Source organism: Arthrobacter sp. CP30 (assembly GCF_053470025.1).
On record NZ_JBQEMM010000005.1, the window covers coordinates 218276 to 242245 of the forward strand.

The following is a 23970-nucleotide window of genomic DNA, read 5'->3' on the forward strand; positions in this document are numbered from 1 at the left end:
TGCAGGTTCAAGCCCTCCGACGACACGGTTCGATGACGATCCTCCGCCTCGGGCGATCAGCGGGAACCTAATTGGTCCGCCTGATCGTGGACAGGGCAGAATGAAAACACGAAGGGCGTGACTGCGCGCTGTCTTCTGTCCGTGCGCGGGCTGGGGGAGCGTTGTGGAACACCGGTCGTCGTGACCCGCAGCAGCTAACGATGAGGTAGATGTGACATCCGGACCAGACCGTCCGTTCGGCAGTAGGCCGAGCCCAGCAAGTGCAGCAACGAGCCGGCGCCGCAGCCCGCTGATACCGACCATCATCGTCGTGGCGGTGATCGTGATCGCGTTCGTCTACCTGTCCCAGGTCTACGCGGACGTGCTCTGGTACCAGCAACTCGGGTTCCTCGAAGTGTTCGTGACGGAGAACCTGTCGCGGATCGTCCTCTTCGTCATCGCGTTCCTCGTCATGGCCGGAGCCGTGTTCTTCAGCCTCCGCATCGCGTTCCGGAGCCGCCCGATCTACGCTCCGGACAGCGCCATCCAGGACAATCTCAACCGGTACCAGGCGCAGCTGGAGCCCATTCGCCGGCTGCTGATGCTCGGGATCCCGGTGGTCCTCGGAGCGTTCGCCGGAACGGCCGCCTCCTCGCAGTGGCAGGAGGTGCTGCTGTTCGTGAACCAGGAGCCGTTCGGCAAGCAGGATCCCGAGTTCGGCATGGACTACGCCTTCTACATGTTCACCCTGCCGTTCCTGAGTTTCGTCCTCGGGTTCCTGATCAGTGTGGTCATCATCAGTGCCATCGCGACGATCCTCACGCACTACCTCTACGGCGGCATCCGCCTGGAGGAGAAGGGGCTCTTCACCACGAAGGCCGCCCGCGTCCAGATCGCCGTCGTCGCTGCACTCTTCCTCGTCCTGCAGGGCGTCAACTACTGGCTCGACCGCTACGACACCCTGCTGAACCAGGGCACCTGGGCCGGTGCGCTCTACACCGACGTCAATGCGGTCATCCCGACCAAGGCGATCCTCGCGGTCGCCGCGATCATCGTCGCGGTCCTCTTCGTGGCATCGGCCTTCATCGGCCGCTGGCGCCTCCCGCTCATCGGCACGGCGATGCTGATCATCACGGCGCTGCTCGCCGGCGGCGTCTACCCGGCAGTTGTGCAGCGCTTCCAGGTGCGCCCGTCCGAACTCAGCCTCGAGAGCCAATTCATCGACCGCAACATCGACCTCACCCGCGAGGCCTACGGGCTGGACCAGGTGGAGGTGGAGCCCTACACGCCGGAGGCGGTCCCGCAGGCCGGCGCGCTCGGCGACGACGGGGAGACCACGGCGAACATCCGCCTCCTGGATCCGAACCTCGTCTCGGACGCCTTCAGCCAGCTGCAGCAGTTCCGCCAGTACTACCAGTTCCCCGAGACCCTCAATGTGGACCGGTACGAGATCGACGGCGAGGTGCAGGACACCGTCATCGCCGTCCGTGAACTGGACACCAACGGTGTCCCTGACGGCTGGGTCAACGAGCACGTCTTCTACACCCACGGCTACGGCGTCGTGGCGGCAGCCGGTTCGACCGTCCAGCCCGACGGCCGTCCGTCCTTCCTGCAGTCGGGTATCCCCAGTACGGGAGTGCTCGGCGACGAGTCGACGTACGAGCCCCGCATCTACTTCGGTGAGGACTCGCCCCTGTACTCGGTCGTCGGCGCTCCGGAGGGCCAGGCACCGGCGGAGATCGACCGCCCCCAGAACGAGAACTCCGACAACGAGTCCCGGACGACGTTCAGCGGCGAGGGTGGACCCGATGTGGGCAATGCCTTCAACCGTCTCGTCTACGCCCTGAAGTTCCAGTCCACGGACCTGCTGCTCTCGGACCAGGTCAACGGCTCGTCGCAGATCCTCTACGATCGTGATCCCGTGGACCGCGTGCGCAAGGTGGCTCCGTACCTGACGCTGGACGGCAACAGCTACCCGGCGATCGTCGACGGCCGCGTGAAGTGGATCATCGACGGCTACACGACGAGCGCGAGCTTCCCCTACTCGACCGAGCAGGAGCTGGAGTCGGCGACACAGGACTCGCAGACCGCGGAAGGGCTCGCCACCGCGCTGCCCGCCGAGCGCGTCAACTACATCCGCAATGCCGTCAAGGCGACGGTGGATGCCTACGACGGCTCCGTCAACCTGTACGCCTGGGACGACCAGGATCCCGTGCTGAAGTCGTGGCAGAACGTGTACCCCTCGTCGTTGAAGCCGTACAGCGAGATGTCGGCCGATCTGATGGCCCATGTCCGCTACCCGGAGGATCTCTTCAAGGTGCAGCGCGAGCTGCTCGCCCGGTACCACGTGACCGACACGGACGCCTTCTACAACAACAGCGAGGCGTGGAACGTCCCGGGTGATCCGGGCCAGACCTCCGACGGTCAGACGTCGACGGCGCTCACCGACCGCCAGCCGCCGTTCTACCTGACGCTGCAGATGCCGAACCAGAATCAGGCCGCGTTCTCCCTCACCACGCCGTTCATCCCCTTCGTACCGGCGGGGCAGACCCCGAGGAACGTGCTCTACGGGTTCCTGGCCGCGAACGGTGATGCGGGAACCGGCGAGGACGGCGTCAAGAGCGAGGACTACGGACGCCTGACGCTCCTCGACAGCTCCGGCCAGGATTCCGTGGTGGGCCCGGGCCAGGCGCAGAACCTGTTCAACTCGGACACCACGGTGTCCCAGGAGCTGAACCTGCTGCGGCAGGGCGCCTCCGAGGTCATCAATGGGAACCTGCTGACGCTGCCGATCGGCGGCGGCATCGCCTACGTGCAGCCCGTGTACGTGCAGTCCTCCGGCAGTTCCTCCTTCCCGGTCCTGCGTCGCGTCCTCGTGAGCTTCGGCGACGACGTCGGATTCGCACCGACACTCGCCGAGGCCCTCGACCAGGTGTTCGACGGCAATTCGGGAGCGACCACCGGTGACGAGGAGAATGTCGGAGCCACGCCGGAGGATCCGGCGACGCCCGCTGAAGGCGGGGACGAGGGTGCAACCCCTGCTCCTACGCCGACGCCGGGAGCAACCTCGGGTGCCACCCCGCCGGCGACGAGCGGCGATCCGGCCGCGGACCTCCGCACGGCGCTCGACGATGCGAACACGGCCATCCAGGACGGTAACGCAGCACTGGCATCCGGCGACTTCGCCGCCTACGGTGAGGCCCAGGACCGTCTGCAGGATGCCCTGCAGCGCGCGCTCGATGCCGAAGCGCAGGTTTCGGGCTCCGGCGAGTAGTCCTCAGGAGCCCGGGCAGCCGCTCGATTTGCCTCCTGGCCCCGCGGCCGGTAACGTTAGTTACACGCCGCGGGGTGGAGCAGTTCGGTAGCTCGCTGGGCTCATAACCCAGAGGTCACAGGTTCAAATCCTGTCCCCGCAACGAAAAGGAAGTCCGGTCCACCTGAGGGTGGGCCGGACTTCTTGCTGTGCAGGGAAGACGTCAGGCGGTAGCGGCCGACCAGCGCTCGCGTCGGGGCGCCTGGGCGGCCTGCCGCAGTCGCATCGTCGCCTCGATCATCGCATCGCCGACGGACCCGGAATGGTGCCGGCAGCGCGCTGCGCGTCCTCACCCCGCCCTGTGTGGCCCTGCGCCGCCCTGCGCGTCCTCACCCCGCCCGGTGTGGCCCTGCGCCGCCCTGCGCGTCCTCACCCCGCCCTGTGTGGCCCTGCGCCGCCCTGCGCGTCCTCACCCCGCCCTGTGTGGCCCTGCGCCGCCCTCAGGAGTCCGACAGCGCCTTGTACGCGCTGAGAGCGCGTTCCCGGCTCTCCTTGAGGTCCACGACCGGCGCGGGATATCCCGGCGCGGAGCCCTTCCATGGTTCGTGCACGTTCTCGGCGTCCGCAAGCTCCGGGACGAAACGCACCAGGTAGGCGCCCTTCGGGTCGAACTTCTTGCTCTGCAGGACCGGGTTGAAGATGCGGAAGTACGGGCTGGCATCGGCGCCGGAACCGGCCACCCACTGCCAACTCGCGGCGTTGCTGGCAGCATCGGCGTCGACGAGGCAGTCCCAGAAGAACTTCTCGCCAACCCGCCAGTCGATCATCAGGTTCTTGATGAGGAAGGATGCCGTCGCCATGCGGACACGGTTGTGCATCCAGCCGATCTCCCACAGCTGACGCATTCCGGCATCGATCAGGGGGTACCCCGTACGTCCCTGCTGCCACGCCTCGAGCTCCGCCTGCGTCGAGCTCTCCCAGGTGAAGGCGTCGAATTCGGGGCGGTAGTTCACCGTGGCGAGCTCGGGATTGAAGTACAGCAGCTGCCAGCTGAATTCCCGCCACCCGAGCTCCGATCCGAAGACGCGGATGTCCTCGGCCGTTGAGCTGTCCTTGTGGTCCTGGGCGGCGTGCCAGACCTCGAAGGGGCTGATCTCGCCGAAGCGCAGATGCGGGGAGAGCATGCTCGTGCCGTGGACGGCCGGGAGGTTCCGGCTGTTCTTGTAGCCACGGGCAGCGCCGTCGAGGAAGTCGTCGAGCCGCTCGTGCGCGCCGGCCTCACCGGGGGTCCATGTGTCCCGGAGCCCCTGGGCCCAGTCGGGTCCGGTGGGAAGGAGGCCCCACGCGGGGAGCTGGTCGGAGTCCAGGCCGGGTCCGTCGGGCGATGAGAGTGAATCGGGCGATGCCAGCGGTGTGCGGGGGGTCCTGAAGGTGAGGCAGGCGCGCCAGAAGGGCGTGAAGACCTTGTATGCCTGGCCCGACCCCGAGGTGACCTCCCACGGTTCGTACATCAGGTTCGCCTGGCAGCTCGTGGCGTCGACGCCATCGTCGGTCAGGGACGTCTTGAGGGCTGAGTCGACCGTGCGCTCCGCCAGGCCGTACCGCCGGTTCCACACCACCGCGTGGGCGCCACTGTCCTCCACGAGTCGGCGGATCACGTCACCTGCGGCGCCGCGACGGAGGACCAGCGGGATACCGAGCTGTTCGAGGGAGTCGCCCAGCGCCGAGAGGGAGTGGTGGAGCCACCATCTGGAGGCACCGCCGAGGGGACGAATGCCCTCCGACTCCTCGTCGAGCACGTAGCAGGCGACGACGTCGTCCCCGCTGTCCGCGGCCGCGACCAGCGCGGGATTGTCGGAAATACGGAGATCGTCGCGGAACCACACCAGTGTCACAGCCATGGCCTCAATCTAGACCGTGCCACCGACGCGCCGGACAGGGCGGACGACAGGGGGATCATGGCCACGTGGCCATGATCCCCCTGTGCTATGCGGTCGCCACGGCGCTCCTACCGATCAGTAGGTGGTCTCGCCCGTCGTCGACGGCGTCCCGTCGGCTGCACCGCTGCCGGTGCCCTGACCGATCGCCGACTGCGATCCCGAGCCTGACTTCAGTGCCGCCAGGCGTGCCTCGATCTCCGTCTGCTCGCCGAGGTCCTCCAGGCTCTCGAACTGCGCATCCAGGCTCGACGACGTAAGCTCCTGCTGTCCACGGACCTTGGCCTCCTCGCGCCGGATCTTCTCCTCGAAACGGCCTACCTCGCTGGTGGGGTCCATGAAGTCGATGCTCTTCACGGCGTCGTGCACCTGCTGCTGCGCCTGGGCGGTCCGGGCCCGCGCGATGAGCTGGTCGCGCTTGACGGTCAGCTCACCGAGCTTGCCCTTCATCTGGTTGAGGCCGTCCTTGAGCTTGTCGACGATCTCGGTCTGGGACGCGATGGTCGGCTCGGCTCCCTTCGCCTCATTCTCGGCGGCCATCTGGCGCTGGATCGCGACCTTGGCGAGATTGTCGAACTTCTGGGCGTCGGTGGTGTCGCCCGTCCCGCGGTACTCGTCCGCCTTACGTGAGGCGGCAAGGGCCTTGTTGCCCCAGCTCCGTGCGTTCTCCACGTCCTCGTTGTAGTCGTCCTGCATCATGCGGAGATTGCCGATCGTCTGCGCGACGGCGCTCTCGGCCTCGGCGATGCTGTTGGTGTAGTCACGGACCATCTGGTCGAGCATCTTCTGCGGATCCTCCGCCTGATCAAGCAACGAGTTGATGTTGGCTCGCGTGAGCTGGGCGATCCTGCCGAAAATTGACTGCTTTACCATTGATTTTCCCTTTCGATTCTTCATGATGGTCTATGCCCTGCAGGCGGGGGAGCGGTTAGAAGTCCCCTCCTCCACCGCCGAAGTCGCCGAAACCGCCGCCTCCGCCGTCGAATCCGCCGAAACCTCCTCCACCGAAGCTGCCGCCGCCGCCGTCGAACCCGCCACCGCCGTCGCCTCCGCCGAAGCCGCCGCCCCCGAATCCTCCTCCACCGAAGCCCCCTCCGTTGAGGAGGGAACCGAGGAGGATGCCGCCGAGCAGCGCGCCGCCCATGCCGTCCCCGCTACGGCCGCCGTGCATACCACCCATGCCCATGCCGCCGCGCCCGAAGCCCTCCACGTCCTGCTCGGCGAGCTGGGCCGCGTGGTCGGCGAGGGTGGCGGCCTGCTGGGCGTGGGACAGGGCCGTCACGGGATCGGACCGCTCCAGATCGAGGGCGTGGTCGAGGTTCCGCTCCGCCTCGGCCAGGCGCGTTCGTGCCTCGCTGCCGACGCCGCCGCGTCGGGCCCGGATGTAATCGGCGGTACCGGAGATGCTGGACTGCGCAGCGATGATCGCGTGCTGGAGCGAGTCCTGCGCACGCCGGGCATTCTCCGCCTGGTCACGGACGCCACCGAGAGCGGCGTCGAGCTGCGCGTGCGCCGCCTCGAGCCGCTGCAGCAGGGCCAGGGGATTGCTCCGCGCGCTCTGGCGCTCCTGCCGCACGGTGGTGACGGCGGACTGCACGGCGGCGATCGGCCCGGCGAGGTCCCGGTACTGCCCCGTCCGGTCCATGGCCTGGGCTTGTGCGAGGTCCTGCTCCGTCTCGGGGAGGGCACGTTCGAGCTCGCGCTCGGCTGCGGCCAGTTCTTCGGACCGCTTGTCGATCGCGTCGAGCAGGACGGTGCTCTGGTGGACGGCCTCCTCGGCGGCACGGACGGCGACGACGGCGCGGCCGGTGTCACCCGCCGCCATGCGCGACTGCGCCTCGGTCGCCGCGCTGTCCACGAAGGAGAGGCGCTCCCGGGCCTGCTCGATGTTGTCCGCCACCTGGCTCGTGGCGGTGTCAAGATAACGCTCCTGCAGCGACCTGAGACTCTGTTCCGCGGCGCTGAAGCGACGGCGGGCCTGCTCTGCGGCGGATTCCGCGCCGGCCAGGGCCTCGGGCGCGTTCCGTTCGAGCTCGCGCAGGGCGTCGAAATCGGCCTTGTGCGCCTGCAGGGAGGAGTTGACGTCCTCACAGCGGCGGATGATCTCACCGAGCCACTCGCGCTGCTGCTGCTCGGTGTCGGGGATGTGGTCGTCCAGCTGCTGCTGGAGCTTGAAGGATTCGCTCATGTGGCGCTTCGCGGCCGCGATGTCCTGCGAGAAGGTGGTGATCGCCTCGGCGCCGTATTGGGCCTCCGCGAAACCGAGCTCCTGCTCGCTCGACTTAATGGCGTCGTCCGCCGCGACGAGCAGGCTGCCCGCGCGGGTCCGCAGGTCCTCGACGCTCAGTCCGGCCAGGGGATCGACGACCTCACCGCTCGCCGACGGGACCGGCCCGTAGCCGTACTCCTCGCGCTTGCGCTGCGCGCTGTTCCCGCTGCGGTTCTTCAGCAGCAGGTAGCCGCCCGCGCCGGCGACGGCGACGAGCCCGCCCACGAGGACGAGGCCGCCGACGGCTCCGCCACCGGAGGAGGTGCCGGTGCCCGATGACGAACCGCCGGTGCCTCCATCGGTGGTGCCACCCCCGGTGCCGCCCGATCCCGACAGGGCCTCCGCTGTGCCCTGGACTGCAGCGAGGCCGGCTTCGCTCCAGGCGTTCTCGCTCAGTTCGGGGACAATCTCGTTGTCGTAGATGTCCGTTGTCGATGTGTAGACGGCAGACCGCTGCCCTGCGACGAATCCGGCGTCCCTCGCGCCCACGGCTACCGCCAGCACAGCTTCATCCGCCGAATCAGCATTCCGTTCGGCAACTGCCCTCGCCCAGTCACGAGGATCCGACGGATTCTCGAAGGTGTCGACATAGGCGACCCGCACCGTGAAGCCCTCCTGCGAGCGGAGCTCCTCGATCGCGGCTTCCAGGTCGGCCTCTTCGCTGTCCGAGAGGGCACCCGCGGCGTCGACGACGTAGTCGCCCGCGGAGAAGGTGAGCGGCTCGTCGGCGAAAGCCGCCGCGCTCGTGAACAGTGGGACGGCCACGACGGCTCCCACGACAGCAGAGACGCAGATGCGCCTGCTCGACATTCGCATTTTCGACCCTTCAGCATGTCCCCCGGGCCGCTCCCGATCCCAGGACTGGGGTCGGCGGATGCCGGAGGCTCCCTGTCCTTCCGATTCTATGGTTGGGGTAGGGGAGCGTCCACCATGCCTCCTGCGCCCCTAGCGAAAGCGCGGCGGCCTGCCGCGAAGCACAGACCGGGCGGGTGCCGGCCGGGGAGCAACCGGATCGCCCTCCTGCCGACACCGTCTCCCCGCTGTGCATCCCCTCGTCGTCCACGTCCGCTCGGTACGCACGACGGCCCCACCGTGGACCGTCCGAAGATCGCGCCCCCGAAAGCGGAGGATACTGGGTGCGGACGTGCCGGTTCAGGTATCCGGGCAGGCGAGAGGTTCCAGCCACCTCCCAGACACCGCACAGTGAACGTCAGCGTGACGCTCAGCAGCCGTTGCCATGATGTGGTCAACAGCAACGAAAGGACTCCCAGTGAACGAGCAGCCAGGCTCCCAGGGCAACCCGGAACGCCCCCTCCCTCCTCAGCCGCAGACCCCGCCGTCGTGGGGGACGGGCTGGAACCGGGGGGAGAGTTCGAACCATCAGGGCGCAGACGGAGGCGGGGCCGCGCCGGACGCTCGGCCCGAGCCGCAGAACCCGCCGGCGCACGGAGCAGGGCACACCGACGAGGCCTACCCTGAGACGGCCACGCATCAGGCATCGAACCCGCGCACGGCCCAGCACCCGGCGGCACCGCTTCCCCCGCAGGCAGCCGATCCGCGGCAGCAGGCCTTCCAGCAGGCTCAGGCCGCGCCCCACCCGGCCTACGCGGGCCACCAGCCCTTCTACGGCGAGCAGAGCGGGTACGGCCGGGCCGGTCAGCCCTCGAACGGGCGGGGCACCGTCAAGGAGCGCAAGCGCGTCGGCCTCGCCACGTTCGCCGCGGGCGTCCTCGTCGCGGGGCTCATCGGCGGTGGGGTGGCCACCGCGGGCGTGAATGCGCTGGACGGAGGCACAACGGCGGCAACGAACCAGTCGGCGCCCGAGTCGGTCGTCGTCAACAACACGGATGACGTGAACACCATCACGGGCGCGGCCGTCACCGCGTCTCCGAGTGTCGTCACGATCGCGGTGAGCGGAGGGAGCGCCAGCGGATCCGGATCGGGCATCATCCTCGACACCGACGGGCACATCCTCACCAACACGCACGTCGTGACTCTCGGCGGGCAGGTGTCCGATCCCTCGGTGGAGGTCAAGCTGAACGACGGACGTGTCTTCCCCGCCACGGTGGTCGGCACCGATCCGCTCAGCGACCTCGCCGTCATCAAGGTCGACGCCCCCGACCTGAAGGCAGCGACCCTCGGCAACTCCGACGAACTGAACGTCGGTGACACAGCGATCGCTATCGGTGCTCCGCTCGGACTCAGTGGGACCGTCACCGACGGGATCGTCTCGACGCTCAACCGGACCATCAGCGTGGCGTCCTCCGCGGTTCCCGAGGAGCAGCCCGACAGCAGCGGCTCCGAGGACGGTGAGGGCTTCAACTTCCTGCCGCCGGGCGGGTCCGGTGGTCAGCAGGCCCAGTCCCAGGGTTCCATCTACCTGAACGTCATCCAGACGGACGCCGCCATCAACCAGGGCAACTCGGGCGGCGCGCTGGTCGACGCCGACGGCCGGATCATCGGGGTGAATGTGGCGATCGCCTCGGCGGGATCCGGCGAGTCGACCGGCAACATCGGCGTCGGCTTCTCCATCCCGATTAACTACGCGGACCGGATCGCCCAGGAGATCATCGCCGACGGCGAAGCCACCCACGGGTTCCTCGGTGTCAGTGTCACGGCTGCGGCCGGCGACGGCTCGCAGTCGGACTCGTCCTTCTCGTCAGGCGCGCTCGTCGAGTCGGTCGAGCCGGGATCCCCGGCGGAGGGTGCCTCCCTCGAGGTCGGCGACGTCATCACGAAGGTCGGCACCTTCACGATCTCCGATCCCCAGTCGCTCACCGCGGCCGTCCGGATCCAGACCGTCGGTCAGCAGGTACCGGTCGAGATCATCCGCGGGGGTGAGAGCCGCACCATCGAGGTCACGCTCGCGCAGGCTCCCACGCCCTGACCCGACTCCAGGGCGGTTCGGCCGACGCCCGACCGTCGTCCGAACCGGTCGGTGGTCCCGCTGCACGCCGCTGACGGCTTCCTGCAGCACCCCAGGAGCACCGAGAACAGAAGGCGGACCCGGATCAGGGTCCGCCTTCTGTTCGTCGGACCGGTGCGGGCGCAGTGCCGACGGCGGAGCCGGCCCGCGCCCGGGCGCAGGCGTCACCGCGCTGTGGTTAGCTAGGCGGTGGGAAGATCCCCGAACGAGGAAGGTCATCAATGGACGAGGCCCCAGCAAACGGACTGCACATCGCGGTCCTCGTGAAGCATGTTCCCGACGCCCAGTTCGACCGGCACATCAGCGGTGACGACCTGACGACGGTCCGTTCGGAGAGCATCCTGTCGGAGCTCGACGAGTACGCCCTCGAGGCGGCGCTCCAGCTGGTCGAGACGCACGGGGGACCAGCATCCGGCCATCGCGTCACCGCGATCACGATGGGGCCGGCAGGCGCCGTCGCCGCCGTCAAGAAGTCCCTCCAGATCGGCGCCGACGACGGCGTGCACCTGACCGACGAAGCCCTCGGCGGCTCCGATGCCTCCGCCACCTCGAAGGCCCTCGCAGCCCTCCTGCGACACGTCGGCCCCTTCGACCTGATCCTCACCGGCATGGCCTCCACGGACGGGGAGACCTCCCTCGTGCCGGCGCAGCTCGCGGAGCGCCTCGCCCTGCCCCAGGTCACCTTCGCCGCCTCACTCGACCTCACTCCCGGCGACGACGGCTGGAAGCTGGCGGCACGTCGCGACAACGACACCTTCGCAGAGACGATCGAGGCCCCGCTTCCCGCCCTGGTCTCGGTGACGGATCAGATCAACGATCCCCGCTACCCCAACTTCAAGGGCATCATGGCGGCCAAGAAGAAGCAGATCCAGGTCCTGTCCCTGACCGATATCGGCCTCGAGCCGGACGAGGTCGGGCTCGAGGGGTCGTGGACCAGGGTCGAGGCCGCCGCGCCGCGGCCGCCGCGCACCCAGGGTGTCCTGATCACGGACGAGGGCGACGCCGGCATCCGGCTCGTCGATTTCCTCGCCGGCCAGAAGCTCCTCTAGTCCGATGCTCGCCTTCCTTCCCGGAGTCCGCCCATGACCACAGTCCTCGTCTTCCTCGACCACGCCGGAGCGAGCCTCGCCAAGAGCGAGCGCGAGCTCCTCTCCCTCGGTGCCACGCTGGGCGACGTCGTCGTCGCCCTTGCGGGGGAGGCCGAGCAGGCCTACCTCGACGGCATCGGCTCCTACGGGGTCGGGGAGGTCTACCGCCCGGACTCCGCCGAGGCGTCCGACGTCCTCGTCGCGGGCAAGGCCGTCTTCCTCACGGAGGCGGTCCGCGCCTCGGGCGCGGAGATCCTGCTGCTCGGGAACTCCTACGAGATGAAGGAGATCGCCGCGCGGGTGGGCGTCCGGCTCGAGTCCGGCGTCATCACGGATGTCGTCGCCCTCGCAGGGGACCTGACGGCGACCAAGGCCGATTTCGCCGGGTCCTATTCCGTCGACTGCCGGGTGACCACCGGGATCGCCGTGCTCGCCATCAAGCCCAACAGCGTCGAGGCGACCGAGGCCGGGCTCCCGTCCCCGCCCCGCGAGGTGCGGATCCCCGTCGAGGTCCCCGAGGCGGTCGCCAGGATCACCGGGCGGACGGACAAGCCGGTGAGCGGGCGTCCCGAACTCGCGGAAGCCCGTGTGATCGTCGCGGGCGGGCGGGGGGTGGACGGGAACTTCGGTCCGCTGGAGGACCTCGCCGACGCCCTCGGCGGTGCGGTCGGTGCGTCGCGCGCAGCGACCGATGCCGGGTGGATCGAGCACTCCGCACAGATCGGGCAGACGGGCAAGACCGTGTCCCCGCAGCTCTACATCTCCGCCGGCATCTCCGGGGCGATCCAGCAGAAGGCCGGGATGCAGACCTCGAAGGTCATCGTCGCGATCAACAAGGATGCGGATTCTCCCGTGTTCGAGATCGCGGACTTCGGGATCGTGGGCGACCTCTTCACCGTCCTGCCCCAGGCCACCGAGGAAATCCGGAAGCGCGGGCTGTAGGGCATGACCGAGGACGTGCAGCCCGCCGCGCCCCGCCGGGTCCTGGTGTTCGCCGCCCATCCCGACGACATCGACTTCGGCGCCTCGGCGACGATCGCGTCGTGGACGGCCGGTGGCGCATCGGTCGAGTACTGCGTCCTGACGGACGGTGACGCCGGCGGCTTCAGCGACGAGGACCGCCCGGGCATCGCCGCACTCCGGCGGGAGGAGCAGCGTGCCGCAGCGGCACTCGTGGGCGTGCAGGAGGTGACCTTCCTCGGCGAGCCGGACGGCTACCTCGAACCCACGGATGCCGTCATCCGGGAGATCGTCCGGCGCATGCGCGAGGTCCGCCCGGACGTGGTGCTCTCCATGCACCCGGAGCGGAGCTGGGACAGGATCCAGAAGAGCCACCCCGACCATCTGGCGTGCGGCGAGGCGGTGACGCGGGCCGTCTACCCGGCCGTCGAGAATCCCTTCGCCTACCCGGAACTGGAGGCCGCCGGGCTGCACAGCTACCGCGTGCCCTGGCTGTGGTTCTACGGGTCGCCGACCCACCACGAGAACCGCTTCGTCGACGTCACGGGCAGGGAGGACCAGAAGGTCGCGGCGATCACCGCGCACCGGAGCCAGCACCCGGACGTGGACCGGATGCAGACCCGGGTCCGTGCCTTCCTCCAGGACAATGCGCGGCGGGGCGGCCTGCCCGAGGGCAGCAGTGCCGAGGCCTTCCACGTGGTCGGCGTCAACACCGATGAGACCATCGCCGGCTTCTAGTCCGTTCGGTCGGGAACTCACCACGGGTCGTTCCTCCCGCGCGATCCGGTTCTCCTTCGTCACGAGCGGGCTGGCTGCCCCCCGCAGGCAGGGTGGAGAGACTCTGCGCAGGATGAAAAGAGCCCCGCCGGTGATCCGGCGGGGCTCTCTCAGATGTTCGGCGTGCTGTCAGCGGCCGTGGTCACGCTCCGAGCGGGATCTGGGCGACGATGGGGAGCGTCGGTACCTCCGAGCCGCCCTCCGGCTCGACCGTGATGGCCAGGGCACTGAAGCCGCTGATGTCGGACACCTCGGTCACCTTGCCTCCCGCAACATCCTCCCCGGTCATGGTGCTGACCGAGACCGGGGCCGTGCCATCGGCGGGGACACGCCACATCTGGTAGACGAAGCCGTCGGCAGGAGCGGGGACCCCTGTCAGCGTGACGACGGCGGCGTCCTGCTCGCCGGAGACTGCGAGTTCGGCAGTGCCTCCGGACTGGAGCGTGAGCTCCTCCGTGCGGACGTCGGAGGCCTGCAGTACCTGCTGCTCGAGGCTCGTCTGCTGCAGGTTCTGGGCGATGGTCACGCCACCCACGGCCAGGACCACCGCTGCTGCGGCGGCGACGACCCAGCGGGCTGCCCGGGAGGACATCGACGCCTTGGCAGCCCTGCGGCCGGCCAGTTCGTCGGGGACTCCGGTGACGTCGGAGCCCTGGGGTGCGGTCGACAGGGAGGGCCCGCCGCCGGCCGTGGCGGTGGTCGGGGCCTCGGAGCCGTCGGTGCGGGCGCCGCGGAGCTGCGCCACGATCCGCTCGAAGAGGTCTGCGGGAGGGTCGATCTGATCCGTGGCGTAGGCGGAGGCGACCGTCTCGCGGCACGTGCGGACACGGTCTGCGAAGGTGGCGGCTACGGCCGGATCGACGTCCTCCAGGAACGCCTCGATGACCCGGCGTTCCTCGGCGCTGATGGCATCGAGCGCGTAGAGTTCCGCCCACTCGAGCACGTGGCCACGGGCCAGGTCGGTGTCGAGGTCATCTGCGAATTGTCTGTTCATATCCTTGTCCTGCATCTCAGTTCACCCCCAAGCATGTCTTGAGTCGGAGTAATCCATCCCGGATTCTTGATTTGATGGTCGGCACCGCGACGCCGAGTTTCTCGGCCACCTCGCGATAGGTGAGCCCACCGTAGTAGGCCATCTTCACTGATTCCTGCTGCGTCGCGGTGAGCGTGTCCAGACACCTCACCACGCTCTCGGCCTCGAGGCGCTGCGTGACGGTGTCGACGACGTCGTCATGATCGATGGTCTGCGTCGCCGCCCCGTAGCGGGCCTCGCGGTCCGTGGCACTCTGCTCCGAGCGCACCTTGTCCACGGCCCGCCGATGGGCCAGCGTCATCAGCCAGGCCATCGGACTGCCGAGCGCCGGGTTGAAGCGATCCGCGGTGTTCCAGACCTGGAGGTAGACCTCCTGGGTCGCGTCCTCGCTCAGCTCCGGATCGATGAGGACCCGCCGGGCGAGTCCGTAGACCCGCTTCGACGTCTGCTCGTAGAACAGGGCGAAGGCCGTGCGGTCCTGCTGCGCGGTCCGCAACAGCAGATCGGTGAGGGTGGGACCGGTGCTGGGATCAACGGCCACCTCGTCCGCTGCGGGTGAGATGGGACTGACCCGGCTTACTCGTGGCGTTTCCATAGGGCTCCAGCATAAAGCGCCGGATCCCTCAAACCGAACAGCATCGGGAGGGTCGTGCTGCGGGGGACGAACGCGTCCCTGCTGCAATAGCACCATCCATTCCTCCGATCGGTTCGGGGCTCTACCCCCTCACCCATCATTCGCAGCAGGTGCAGCGCCGGATGGCTCGGTGGTGCAGCTACTGCTCGGGCCGGGAGGCGACGGCGATGAGTGAGTCGGCGTTCAGGACGAAGTCGTCACCGAGCCGGTCCATGAAGGTGTCGCGGACCCGGGCGAGGGCCTCGGCATCATCCGGGAGAAGTCCGCGGTAGCCGCTGCCGAGGGCCAGCGACCAGGCGTAGTCGGCTTCGAGGGGGACGGCCAGGCCCAGCTTCTCGACCGTGATGTCGGTGAGGCCGCGCGCGGCCAGCCACGCCCGCAGGAGATCCGCGGAGGCGAGGCGCCGGCAGTTCTCGACGAAGACGGGGGCAGCGCGAGGGTCGGAGTCCTCCCCATCCGTCCCTTCGGGTCCTCGGCGTTCCGTGTCGACACCACGCAGGACCTCCAGCAGCAGCTCGCCGAAGGGGTCGAGGGCGCCTTCGTCCCAGGCGCTCATGGCCACCCGGCCGCCGGGACGCAGCAGCTGCACGATCCGGTCCATGCCGGCGTCCATGTCGTCGAGGAGGAAGATCCCGTAGCAGCTGATGACGGCGTCGTACTGCTCTTCCGGGACCCAGTCGGCAGGCTCGACGCGGTGGAACGAGACGTTGCCGAGTCCGAGCGCCTCGGTCTTCGCCGTCGCGAGGTCGAGCATGGCCGCGGAGCGGTCAATCGCGTCCACCCGGCCGGCGGGACCCGCCAGCTGTGCGGCGGGCACCGTTCCGCTGCCCGTACCGGCGAACAGATCGAGGACCCGCTCGCCCACGAGGATGTCGGCCGCGGCGACGACGGCATTGCTCACCGGGTTCCACACGGCGGGCGCGAGGCGGTCGAAGTCCTCCGCGCCCCCGTCGGGCAGGGTTGCGGCATGGCGAACGGGCATGGGGGCTCCTAGGCGGGGTTCATCGCTGGGCACCTGCGAAGTCCTGCTGGCGCCAGGCTTCGTAGAGCACGATGGATGCGGTGTTGGCGAGGTTGAGCGATCGGCGCGAGGGGAGCATGGGGACCCGGACGCGGGCGGTGACGCGAGCGTCCTCCTTGACCTCGGACGGGAGTCCGTCGGACTCCCGTCCGAACATGAGGACGTCCGAGGGCTCGTAGGCGATGTCCGTGTAGGAGACGTCGCCGTCGGAGGTGTACGCGAAGACCCGTCGGGGCTGCAGCGCGGTCCATGCCGCCTCGAGGTCACGGTGCACGTGCAGCACCGTGAGGTCGTGGTAGTCCAGGCCGGCGCGCTTCAGTTTGGAGTCCTCGAGGCTGAAGCCCAGGGGTTCGACGAGGTGCAGCTCCGCGCCGGCAACGGCGGCGAGTCGAATGGCGGCTCCCGTGTTACCGGGGATTTCAGGAGTGTGGAAGAGGATGCGGAACACGATCCCATCCTAACTTTCCGCGCCGGCGAGCAGACGCGCGAGGACCGGCAGCTGCACCACGCTCGGTGACGGCCCGGAGGCGAGGAAGGAACGGATGGTCCGGACCGCGGTGCCGGCGTTGACCACCTGGACGAGGCCTGGCGCCGACCGGTCGAATCCCGGGGGGACGTCGATCACCGGGGCGAAGGGGTTGTCGGGAGCGCCGTGGATGAGTACCCACCCGGTCACATTGCACTCGGGGAACAACTCCTGCACGGCCCGCACACTCGCCCCCTTGCGGTAGTCGACCGGGCGACCCTGCTGCCGGAGGACACGTCCGTCCCAGGAGAACGTGCCCGGGGGAGCGGTGAAGGAGTCGATGACCGCCATGCGGTAGCCGGCCAGCAGCACATGCCCGGCCTCGGTGTCGTCCCGGTCGTCGAACTCGAGCCCGTTGACGAGCCGCGCCGCCGGGTAGGTGGGCAGGAGTGCGCGCTCGAGCAGGGCGGCCGTCCGCAGTTCCCCGTCGATGCGCGCCCGGACCCCCGCGTTGAGCCTGCCGAACATGCCCGGTTGCCGGGGCGCACCGTGCAGCTGCTTCCCTGCGAGGATGAGCGGTACGGCAGGTGGGGACGACGGCGAGAAGGGTGGCAGGTACGTGGCCGGAGCTCTGGCTGCTTCTTCGTCCTCGAGCCGCGTGCGGCCGGGCTGCGGCGACCGGGCTGCGTCCGGGCGGCCGGCTGCGGCTCCGGGGGCGGGCGGGGCTGCGGGCCGGCGTCGACCCGTCTCGGCGTCGTACCGTTCGCGTCGGAGCGGATCTCCGAGTGTCTCGTAGGCCACGGTGACGTCGTGGAACCGGGTCGCGCTCCCGCCGAGATCCGGATGGGCTGCCCGGGCCGCGCGGCGGTAGGCCTCCTTGATGGCCTTCGCGTCGGCTTCGGGCGGCACGCCGAGGACATCGTAGTGGGACGTCCGTGCTGCCTCTGCCATCGATGGCCCTTCCAGGGGATGTTCGCGTCGACCGTTCAGGTGTCCGCGGTGGTCCGGTGGCGCCCCGCTGAGCCGTCCGGTACCACCCGAGACTAGAGGCCCGCCGGTGGCCGCACAAAAATCCGGGCGGAACGGCTGCCCGTACCGACCCTGGTACAACGGCGCAGCCCGTCGGTAAGTTCTCGGGAGTGACGGGACCCACCCGGCCGCGGACGCAGCGCACCGACGGTCAGGCGCCCCGCCGGTACAGCGTGTAGAGGGCGGACTCCTCGGTGAGGAGGGAGGCGAGATGCATCGGGACGGCGTCCTGCGGACTGTCGCCGGTCGAGATGCGCGGCCCCTCGCCGCCGACGAGGAGCGGACTGATGGACAGGGCCAGCTCGTCCACGGTGTGCGAGCGGATGAAATCTCCCAGCACGGCGGGTCCGCCCTCGCACAGGACCCTCAGCAGTCCACGCCGGCCGAGCTCGGCGAGGACCGCGGACGTCTCGACGGTCCCGGTACCGCAGTCGACGACGTCGGCCACGGCCGACAGGGCGGCCCGCTTGCCGGGGTCGGCGGTGCCTGCCGTGAGGATGACCGGGCGCACGGGCGCCTTCGTGAAGAAGCCGCTCTCCGGGTCGAGGTCCAGGCTGCCGGAGATTACCGCGATGGCCGGGTGCGCGGCGAGCCCGCGCTGTGATCTCCAGGCGCGCGCGTCGTCGTCGACGAGTTCCCCCTCGTAGCCCTCGGCACGGATGGTGCCCGCGCCGACGAGGACGACGTCGGCGAGCCGGCGCAGCACCGTGAAGATCCGCTGGTCGCCGTCATTGCCGAGGCCGGCGGAGAAGCCACCGCTCGTCGCCGCGCCGTCGGCCGCCGCCACGAAGTTGAAGCGGACGTAGGGCCGGTCCACGGCGGGGTAGGCGTAGATGCGGTGGAGGGCCTCGTCGTCGATGCCGGCGGAGGTGCCGGTCGAGGTGCCGGTCGAGGTGCCGGTCGGGGGGAGGAGGGACGTGATCATGAGGCCGCCGGTTCGTTGTAGTCGCCCATGTTGTGGCGGAGGTACAGGGGTTCGCGCCAGCCGAGGACTGCCTCGGTCAGATCGATCGCCGCGCGGGATGCCGCGACGTTGTGCATGCGGAGCACCCTGGCACCGCCGAGGATGCAGATCACGGCCGCCGCGAGCGACCCCTCCACCCGCTCGCGCTTCGGGCGGTCGAGCGTCTCACCGATGAAGTCCTTGTTGGAGACGGCGGCGAGCGTCGGGAAGCCGAGGCCGGCGATCTCCGCGAACCGTCGTGTGATCTCGAGCGAGTGCACCGTGTTCTTGTTGAGGTCGTGTCCGGGGTCGATGAGGATGCGGTCCTCGCGGATGCCGAGCCGGACGGCGTCGTCGACCCTGCGGAGAAGGAAGTCCGCGACCTCGTGGACGACGTCGTCGTAGGTGGGGCGCGGGTAGACCGTGCGGGGAGCCGCGAGGCTGTGCGTGATGACGAGGTGCGCGCCGGCCTCGGCGACGACGGCGGCCATGTCCGGGTCCCGCAGGCCGGTGGTGTCGTTGACGACGTTCGCCCCGGCCGCGAGCGCCTGGCGTGCCACCTCGGGGAGGAACGTGTCCGCGGAGATGATCACGTCCGAGACCGCGCGCACGGCACTGATGACCGGGACGATCCGATCGGCTTCCTCGGCGGCGGGGACGGGATCGCCGGGGGAGAACGGTGCGCCGCCGATGTCCACCCAGTCCGCGCCGTCGTGCACGGCCTTCAGGGAGGCATCCACCGCGGCCTGGAGCGCGAAGGTCGCCCCGCCGTCGTAGAAGGAGTCCGGGGTCCGGTTGACGACGGCCATCAGGGCGACCTTGCGGTTGAAGTCGACGGTGCGCGTGCCGAAGGTGTGCACCGCGTGCCGGAAGCCGGGCAGGTAGGTGCCGGGCGAGGAAGGAGCCGCTGCGTGACTGTCCACCCTGCATTCATACCACTGCACCCTGCGCGTCCCGCTGCACGTCCGGGGTGGCACCGCCCGCGGTGACCGACGCCACCGGAATGGGCTGCGCGGCGTGGCGCCCGTAGAATCGGAGCATGCCCGTGTATGTCGATCACGCGGCGACCACGCCCATCTCGGCGCCGGCGCTCGCCGCACTCACCTTCGAACTCAGCCGCAGCGGCAACCCCTCCTCGCTGCACGGCTCGGGTCGTCGCGCCCGCCGGTCGGTCGAGGAATCCCGCGAGACGCTCGCTGCTGCTGCCGGGGCGCACGCCTCGGAGGTCGTCTTCACCTCGGGCGGCACCGAGGCGGACAACCTCGCCATCAAGGGCCTCTACTGGGCGCGGAGGTCCGCCGATGCCGCGCGCACCCGCATCCTCTGCAGTGCCGTGGAACACCACGCCGTGCAGGACACGGTCGAGTGGCTCGAGCGGCACGAGGGGGCCGATGTCGTGTGGCTGCCCGTCGACGCCGCCGGCGTCGTCTCGCTCGACGACCTCAGAGCCTCGCTCGCGGACGCGCCGGAGCGTACCGCCCTCGTCACGGTCATGTGGGCCAACAACGAGGTCGGGACGGTGCAGCCCGTCGAGGCCGTCGTCGCCGAAGCCGCCCGGCACGGCATCCCGGTCCACAGCGACGCGGTCCAGGCCTTCGGCTCCCTGCCCGTCTCCTTCGCCGCCTCCGGACTCGCCACCATGGCCGTCAGCGCACACAAGATGGGCGGACCGGTGGGGGTCGGCGCGCTCCTCGTCCGCCGTGACGTCACCCTGACGCCCGTGCAGCACGGCGGCGGACAGGAGCGGGACATCCGGTCGGGCACGCTCGACGGTGCGGGTATCGCGGCCTTCGCGGCCGCCGCGGACGACGCCGTCGCGCACCTGCCCGTCGAGGCGCTGCGGCTCGCGCGGCTCAGGGACCGCCTGATCGAGGGCATCGCGCGCCAGGTGCCCGACGCCGTCCTGCGCGGGATACCGCACCCCGCGCCCGAGGGCGCACGCCTGCCCGGCAACGTCCACTTCACCTTCCCCGGCTGCGAGGGGGATTCGCTCCTGTTCCTCCTCGACCTGGCGGGCATCGAGTCATCGACCGGCTCGGCCTGCACCGCCGGCGTCCCGCGTCCCTCGCACGTCCTCCTCGCCATGGGCCTGAGCGAGGACGAAGCCCGCGGCGCGCAGCGTTTCAGCCTCGGGCATACATCCACGGACGACGACGTTGACGCCGTGGTGGAGGCCATCGGCGAAGCCTACGGGCGTGCCCGTACGGCGGGCATGGCAGGACACGCATCGACCATCCAGACGGCAGGGACGGGTTTTTCGGCATGAGGGTATTGGCAGCGATGAGCGGCGGCGTCGATTCCGCGGTGGCGGCGGCACGGGCGGTCGAGGCGGGACACGACGTCGTCGGCGTCCACCTCGCGCTCTCCCGGATGCCCGGGACGCTCCGGACCGGCAGCCGGGGCTGCTGCACCATCGAGGACTCGAGGGATGCGTGGCGCGCCTGCGACATCCTCGGGATCCCCTACTACGTCTGGGACTTCTCCGAGCGGTTCAAGGCGGACGTCGTGGACGACTTCGTGGCAGAGTACGCCGCCGGGCGCACCCCGAACCCGTGCATGCGCTGCAACGAGCGCATCAAGTTCGCCGCACTCCTCGAGAAGGCCCTGGCCCTGGGGTTCGACGCCGTCTGCACCGGCCACTACGCCCGGGTCGTCGAGGACGCCGACGGCAACCCGGAGCTGCACCGCGCCGCCGACTGGGCGAAGGACCAGTCCTACGTGCTCGGGGTCCTGACGCACGAGCAGCTCCGGCACTCGATGTTCCCGCTCGCCGAGACGCCGTCCAAGGCCGAGGTCCGCGCCGAGGCCGAGCGCAGGGGACTCTCGGTGGCGAACAAGCCCGACAGCCACGACATCTGCTTCATCCCGGACGGCGACACGCGCGGCTGGCTCGAGGAGCGGATCGAGATGACCGAAGGGGACATCCTCGACGTCGACGGTCAGCGGCTCGGAAGCCACCCCGGCGCCAATGCGTTCACGGTCGGTCAGCGTCGCGGCCTCAAGCTCGGCACGCCCGCCGCGGACGGCAAGCCCCGCTTCGTCCTCGAGATCCGGCCCAAGCAGAACGAGGTCGTCGTCGGTCCCGAGCACCTGCTCGCGATCGACGAGATGACCGGCATCAAGGTGTCCTGGGCCGGCCTCCCGATCGGCGAGGTCGCCACGGGCGAGGAGTTCGACTGCAAGGCGCAGGTGCGCGCCCACGGCGATCCCGTCGCCGCCCGGGCACGCGTCCACGCAGGCGAGGGTGCCCCGACGCTCGTGGTCCGGCTGGTCGAGCCCATGCGCGGCGTCGCCCCGGGCCAGACCGTGGTGCTCTACCAGGGCACGCGTGTCCTCGGGCAGGCGACCATCGATGCCGCGCGCTCCGCGCTCCGACCGGACCTCGCGGCGGCCGAGGGCTAGTCGCAGTTCACGGACCCCCTCCAGGGTCTGCTTGACTGGAGTCATGACGCATCCCCGCAGTGGTTTCGACCCGTCTGCCAGCTCGCTCGCAGGGGGCGTCGCCCCCGAGGTGATGGCCGAACTGCTCTCCGTGAGGAGCTCGATCGACAACATCGACGCGACGCTCGTCTATCTGCTGGCCGAACGCTTCAAGGCGACGCAGCGCGTGGGCCACCTCAAGGCCGAGCACGATCTGCCCGCCGGGGACCCGCAGCGCGAGGCCGCGCAGATCGCCCGGCTCCGGATGCTCGCCGAGGAGGCGCAGCTGGACCCCGCGTTCGCCGAGAAGTTCCTGAACTTCATCATCTCCGAGGTCATCCGGCACCATCAGGCCATCTCGGAGAACCGCCGTCCGGACGCGACCGGTGGGCCCCGTGCCTGAGACCGGGTCCGCGACCGTCGGGGCGACGGCGGCGGGGGACTGGCCCGGGACCGACCCCCTCGAGGCCGACCGCGCGGTGCGCGGCGAGCTCGGCGGTGCGAATCTCCCTTTCCTCCCGGCCCTGCCCGCGCGCGGACCCGGGAGTGACGACGTCGGCCGCACCCTGGGGATGCTCGTCGAGCTGCCGTTCGACCTGCAGCCGCACGGGTGGCGCCTCGTCCAGCGCCCTGGCGCCGACCAGCGCCGCGCCGAATCCGCCCTGTCCTCCGACCTGAACGCGCTCGGCGACGTCGCGGGCGCCGAGGACCGTCCTGCCGCCGCACTGAAGCTGCACCTGCACGGTCCGCTGTCGCTGGCCGCCGGCCTGCACCTGCACAGCGGCGAACGCGTCCTGATCGACCACGGAGCCCGGCGGGAGCTCTATGCATCGTTGGCCGCGGGCGCGGCAGACGTCGTCCGGCGCGTGTCCTCCGTGGCGCGCGGCGCGGACCTCGTCATCCAGTTCGACGAACCCGACGCGGACAGGATCCTCAGCGGCCGGGTGCCGACCGCCAGCGGCTACCGTACCCTCCGCGCGATCGACCGGCGCGAGGCGACGGAAGCCTGGGGCCTCGTGGCGTCGTCGGTCCTGGCCGCAGGAGCGGCCGGTACCGTGCTCGCCCCCGGCACCACGGACACCGCGTTGGAAGCGGCCCGGGAGGTCGACGGCACGGCGCTGGCCCTGCAGCTGCCCGCCATCTCCGACCGCCAGTGGGAGGCGCTCGCCGAGGACGTCGAGGCAGGCCGGGCGCTCTGGTTGGCGATCCTCGATCCGCGGGCCGGCACTCCACAGGTCAGCGCGCTCGTGGAGCCGGTCCTCGCCGCCTGGCGTCGCGTCGGACTCCCGCCGCGGGCCCTCTCGGCCGTGACGGTCACGACGCCGTCGGGCCTCGCGATGCGATCGCCGGCGGATGCGGTGCGGGCCCTGACGCGACTGGCCCAGGCCGCGGACGCCCTCGACCAGATACGCGCGGAGGGCTGACGGCGGCGACCGTCAGACGCGCTGTTCCCAGCGGCTCGGCTGCGCGGCGGCGGGCAGGGCGCCGTCGAACGGATGGGTGGCGTACTCGAACACCCCCGCATACACGAGCAGGGTGCCCAGTTGCCGGTGGATGACATTCGTCGTGATGCGGAAGGCGCCGAGGTCGTCGTCCCACCACTGCTCCATGTAGGCGAGTGCGCCGAGGACGTCGGGCAGGGGGAGCCGGAGCCCCGCGAACACGCGCGTCTGCGAGGAGACCATGCGCATCCGGCCCTGCTCCGAGGCGGTGCAGGTCAGGAGCGTGGCCATCCGGCGGTGCCGACCCACGTAGTCCGTGAGGATGCCGTCCTGCAGCGAGGTGGTGTCCTCGAAGACCCGCACCACGGTGCCGAAGTCCAGTTCGCGGCGCGCCGTGAGTGCCGGGCGTCCGAACGGATCGGTGTGCGGGTAGTTGTCGATCGTGAACGGGACGTCGGTGTTGTACTCCGGGAAGAACGCGTTCTCGAGCGCCGTCAGCCGGAAGGCAGGCCGCGCGAACCACGCCGGGGAACCGGCGACGTCGAACACGCCCCGCCCGTGGCCGGCGAGGCCGCTGCCGGCATGCAGGCCGAAATACTCGCGCAGCTCGGGCTGGAGGCGTCCGAACCCGGTGCCCATCGCCTGCTGGTAGATCGAGGTCATGCTGCCCACTTCCGTCGCTCGGACAACCAGTCAACCATGCTGCTCGCCGTGAACCCGCCGTGCGTGCGCAGCCGGGGCTGCGCGGGACGTCGGGCCCCACATCCGAGCGCGTCCTCCAGGAGGCCGCGTA

At 69.9% G+C, this 23970-nt stretch carries 20 protein-coding genes and 1 tRNA gene; 10 read left to right on the top strand and 11 right to left on the bottom strand.

Going from position 1 to position 23970, the window contains the following annotated elements; genetic code table 11:
* Positions 1 to 211 precede the first annotated feature (211 nt).
* Positions 212 to 3253, top strand: coding sequence for a UPF0182 family membrane protein (locus ACTIMO_RS09290; protein WP_448182219.1), 3042 nt, complete (start codon positions 212 to 214; stop codon positions 3251 to 3253).
* A gap of 68 nt (positions 3254 to 3321) precedes the next feature.
* Positions 3322 to 3395, top strand: a tRNA-Met gene (locus ACTIMO_RS09295).
* 337 nt (positions 3396 to 3732) lie between these two features.
* Here ACTIMO_RS09295 and ACTIMO_RS09300 read toward each other — a convergent pair.
* The 3 genes from ACTIMO_RS09300 to ACTIMO_RS09310 all read right to left on the bottom strand — a co-directional run bounded on the left by ACTIMO_RS09300 (position 3733) and on the right by ACTIMO_RS09310 (position 8254).
* Positions 3733 to 5133, bottom strand: coding sequence for a cryptochrome/photolyase family protein (locus ACTIMO_RS09300; RefSeq protein ID WP_448182220.1), 1401 nt, complete (start codon positions 5131 to 5133; stop codon positions 3733 to 3735).
* Positions 5134 to 5247: 114 nt separating this feature from the next.
* Positions 5248 to 6042 carry a PspA/IM30 family protein gene (locus ACTIMO_RS09305; RefSeq protein WP_055768655.1) on the bottom strand — a complete coding sequence of 265 codons (795 nt, stop codon included), beginning with the start codon at positions 6040 to 6042 and terminating at the stop codon, positions 5248 to 5250.
* A gap of 55 nt (positions 6043 to 6097) precedes the next feature.
* On the bottom strand, positions 6098 to 8254 hold the full coding sequence (locus ACTIMO_RS09310; RefSeq protein ID WP_448182221.1) for a TPM domain-containing protein: 2157 nt from the start codon (positions 8252 to 8254) through the stop codon (positions 6098 to 6100).
* A 454-nt stretch (positions 8255 to 8708) separates the two neighbouring features.
* On the opposite strand from ACTIMO_RS09310, the gene ACTIMO_RS09315 reads away from it, so the two are divergent.
* The 4 genes from ACTIMO_RS09315 (at position 8709) to ACTIMO_RS09330 (ending at position 13150) form a co-directional block, all read left to right on the top strand.
* Complete coding sequence (locus ACTIMO_RS09315) at positions 8709 to 10325, top strand: S1C family serine protease (protein WP_422390257.1); 1617 nt, start codon at positions 8709 to 8711, stop codon at positions 10323 to 10325.
* A 260-nt stretch (positions 10326 to 10585) separates the two neighbouring features.
* Entirely contained in the window at positions 10586 to 11413 is an 828-nt protein-coding gene (locus tag ACTIMO_RS09320; RefSeq protein WP_448182222.1) for an electron transfer flavoprotein subunit beta/FixA family protein, read from the top strand.
* Between the two features lie 33 nt (positions 11414 to 11446).
* A complete protein-coding gene (locus ACTIMO_RS09325; RefSeq protein WP_448182223.1) occupies positions 11447 to 12394 on the top strand; it encodes an electron transfer flavoprotein subunit alpha/FixB family protein in 948 nt (315 codons plus the stop codon).
* A 3-nt stretch (positions 12395 to 12397) separates the two neighbouring features.
* On the top strand, positions 12398 to 13150 hold the full coding sequence (locus ACTIMO_RS09330) for a PIG-L deacetylase family protein (protein ID WP_055768668.1): 753 nt from the start codon (positions 12398 to 12400) through the stop codon (positions 13148 to 13150).
* Between the two features lie 181 nt (positions 13151 to 13331).
* Here the strand turns inward: ACTIMO_RS09330 and ACTIMO_RS09335 are convergent, their stop codons facing one another.
* The 7 genes from ACTIMO_RS09335 to folP all read right to left on the bottom strand — a co-directional run bounded on the left by ACTIMO_RS09335 (position 13332) and on the right by folP (position 19238).
* Positions 13332 to 14183: an anti-sigma factor gene (locus ACTIMO_RS09335; RefSeq protein WP_448182224.1), complete on the bottom strand. Its 852-nt coding sequence runs from the start codon at positions 14181 to 14183 to the stop codon at positions 13332 to 13334.
* A 16-nt stretch (positions 14184 to 14199) separates the two neighbouring features.
* Complete coding sequence (gene sigK, locus ACTIMO_RS09340) at positions 14200 to 14817, bottom strand: ECF RNA polymerase sigma factor SigK (protein ID WP_448182225.1); 618 nt, start codon at positions 14815 to 14817, stop codon at positions 14200 to 14202.
* A 178-nt stretch (positions 14818 to 14995) separates the two neighbouring features.
* Positions 14996 to 15838 carry a class I SAM-dependent methyltransferase gene (locus ACTIMO_RS09345; protein ID WP_448182226.1) on the bottom strand — a complete coding sequence of 281 codons (843 nt, stop codon included), beginning with the start codon at positions 15836 to 15838 and terminating at the stop codon, positions 14996 to 14998.
* Positions 15839 to 15857: 19 nt separating this feature from the next.
* Complete coding sequence (locus tag ACTIMO_RS09350) at positions 15858 to 16325, bottom strand: tRNA (cytidine(34)-2'-O)-methyltransferase (RefSeq protein ID WP_055768674.1); 468 nt, start codon at positions 16323 to 16325, stop codon at positions 15858 to 15860.
* A 9-nt stretch (positions 16326 to 16334) separates the two neighbouring features.
* The gene (locus ACTIMO_RS09355; protein WP_448182227.1) at positions 16335 to 17294 is read right to left on the bottom strand and encodes a J domain-containing protein; all 960 of its coding nucleotides are present in this window, start codon (positions 17292 to 17294) and stop codon (positions 16335 to 16337) included.
* A 229-nt stretch (positions 17295 to 17523) separates the two neighbouring features.
* A complete protein-coding gene (locus tag ACTIMO_RS09360) occupies positions 17524 to 18297 on the bottom strand; it encodes a pyrimidine reductase family protein (RefSeq protein ID WP_448182228.1) in 774 nt (257 codons plus the stop codon).
* Positions 18294 to 19238, bottom strand: a complete 945-nt coding sequence (gene folP / locus ACTIMO_RS09365; protein ID WP_448182229.1) for a dihydropteroate synthase — start codon at positions 19236 to 19238, stop codon at positions 18294 to 18296. The genes ACTIMO_RS09360 and folP overlap by 4 nt, the downstream gene beginning before the upstream one ends.
* A 116-nt stretch (positions 19239 to 19354) precedes the next feature.
* Here folP and ACTIMO_RS09370 point away from each other — a divergent pair, with 116 nt between their 5' ends.
* Genes ACTIMO_RS09370 through ACTIMO_RS09385 form a run of 4 tightly spaced genes read left to right on the top strand, consistent with a single transcriptional unit; the run spans position 19355 to position 23159 of the window.
* Positions 19355 to 20581, top strand: coding sequence for a cysteine desulfurase family protein (locus tag ACTIMO_RS09370; protein ID WP_448182230.1), 1227 nt, complete (start codon positions 19355 to 19357; stop codon positions 20579 to 20581).
* On the top strand, positions 20578 to 21717 hold the full coding sequence (gene mnmA, locus ACTIMO_RS09375; RefSeq protein ID WP_448182231.1) for a tRNA 2-thiouridine(34) synthase MnmA: 1140 nt from the start codon (positions 20578 to 20580) through the stop codon (positions 21715 to 21717). The genes ACTIMO_RS09370 and mnmA overlap by 4 nt, the downstream gene beginning before the upstream one ends.
* A gap of 43 nt (positions 21718 to 21760) precedes the next feature.
* Positions 21761 to 22138 carry a chorismate mutase gene (locus tag ACTIMO_RS09380; RefSeq protein WP_055768688.1) on the top strand — a complete coding sequence of 126 codons (378 nt, stop codon included), beginning with the start codon at positions 21761 to 21763 and terminating at the stop codon, positions 22136 to 22138.
* Positions 22131 to 23159 carry a hypothetical protein gene (locus ACTIMO_RS09385; protein ID WP_448182232.1) on the top strand — a complete coding sequence of 343 codons (1029 nt, stop codon included), beginning with the start codon at positions 22131 to 22133 and terminating at the stop codon, positions 23157 to 23159. Before ACTIMO_RS09380 ends, ACTIMO_RS09385 begins: the two co-directional genes overlap by 8 nt.
* 12 nt (positions 23160 to 23171) lie before the next feature.
* Here ACTIMO_RS09385 and ACTIMO_RS09390 read toward each other — a convergent pair whose 3' ends face one another.
* Positions 23172 to 23840 carry a DUF4166 domain-containing protein gene (locus ACTIMO_RS09390; RefSeq protein WP_448182233.1) on the bottom strand — a complete coding sequence of 223 codons (669 nt, stop codon included), beginning with the start codon at positions 23838 to 23840 and terminating at the stop codon, positions 23172 to 23174.
* Between the last annotated feature and the right edge of the window lie 130 nt (positions 23841 to 23970).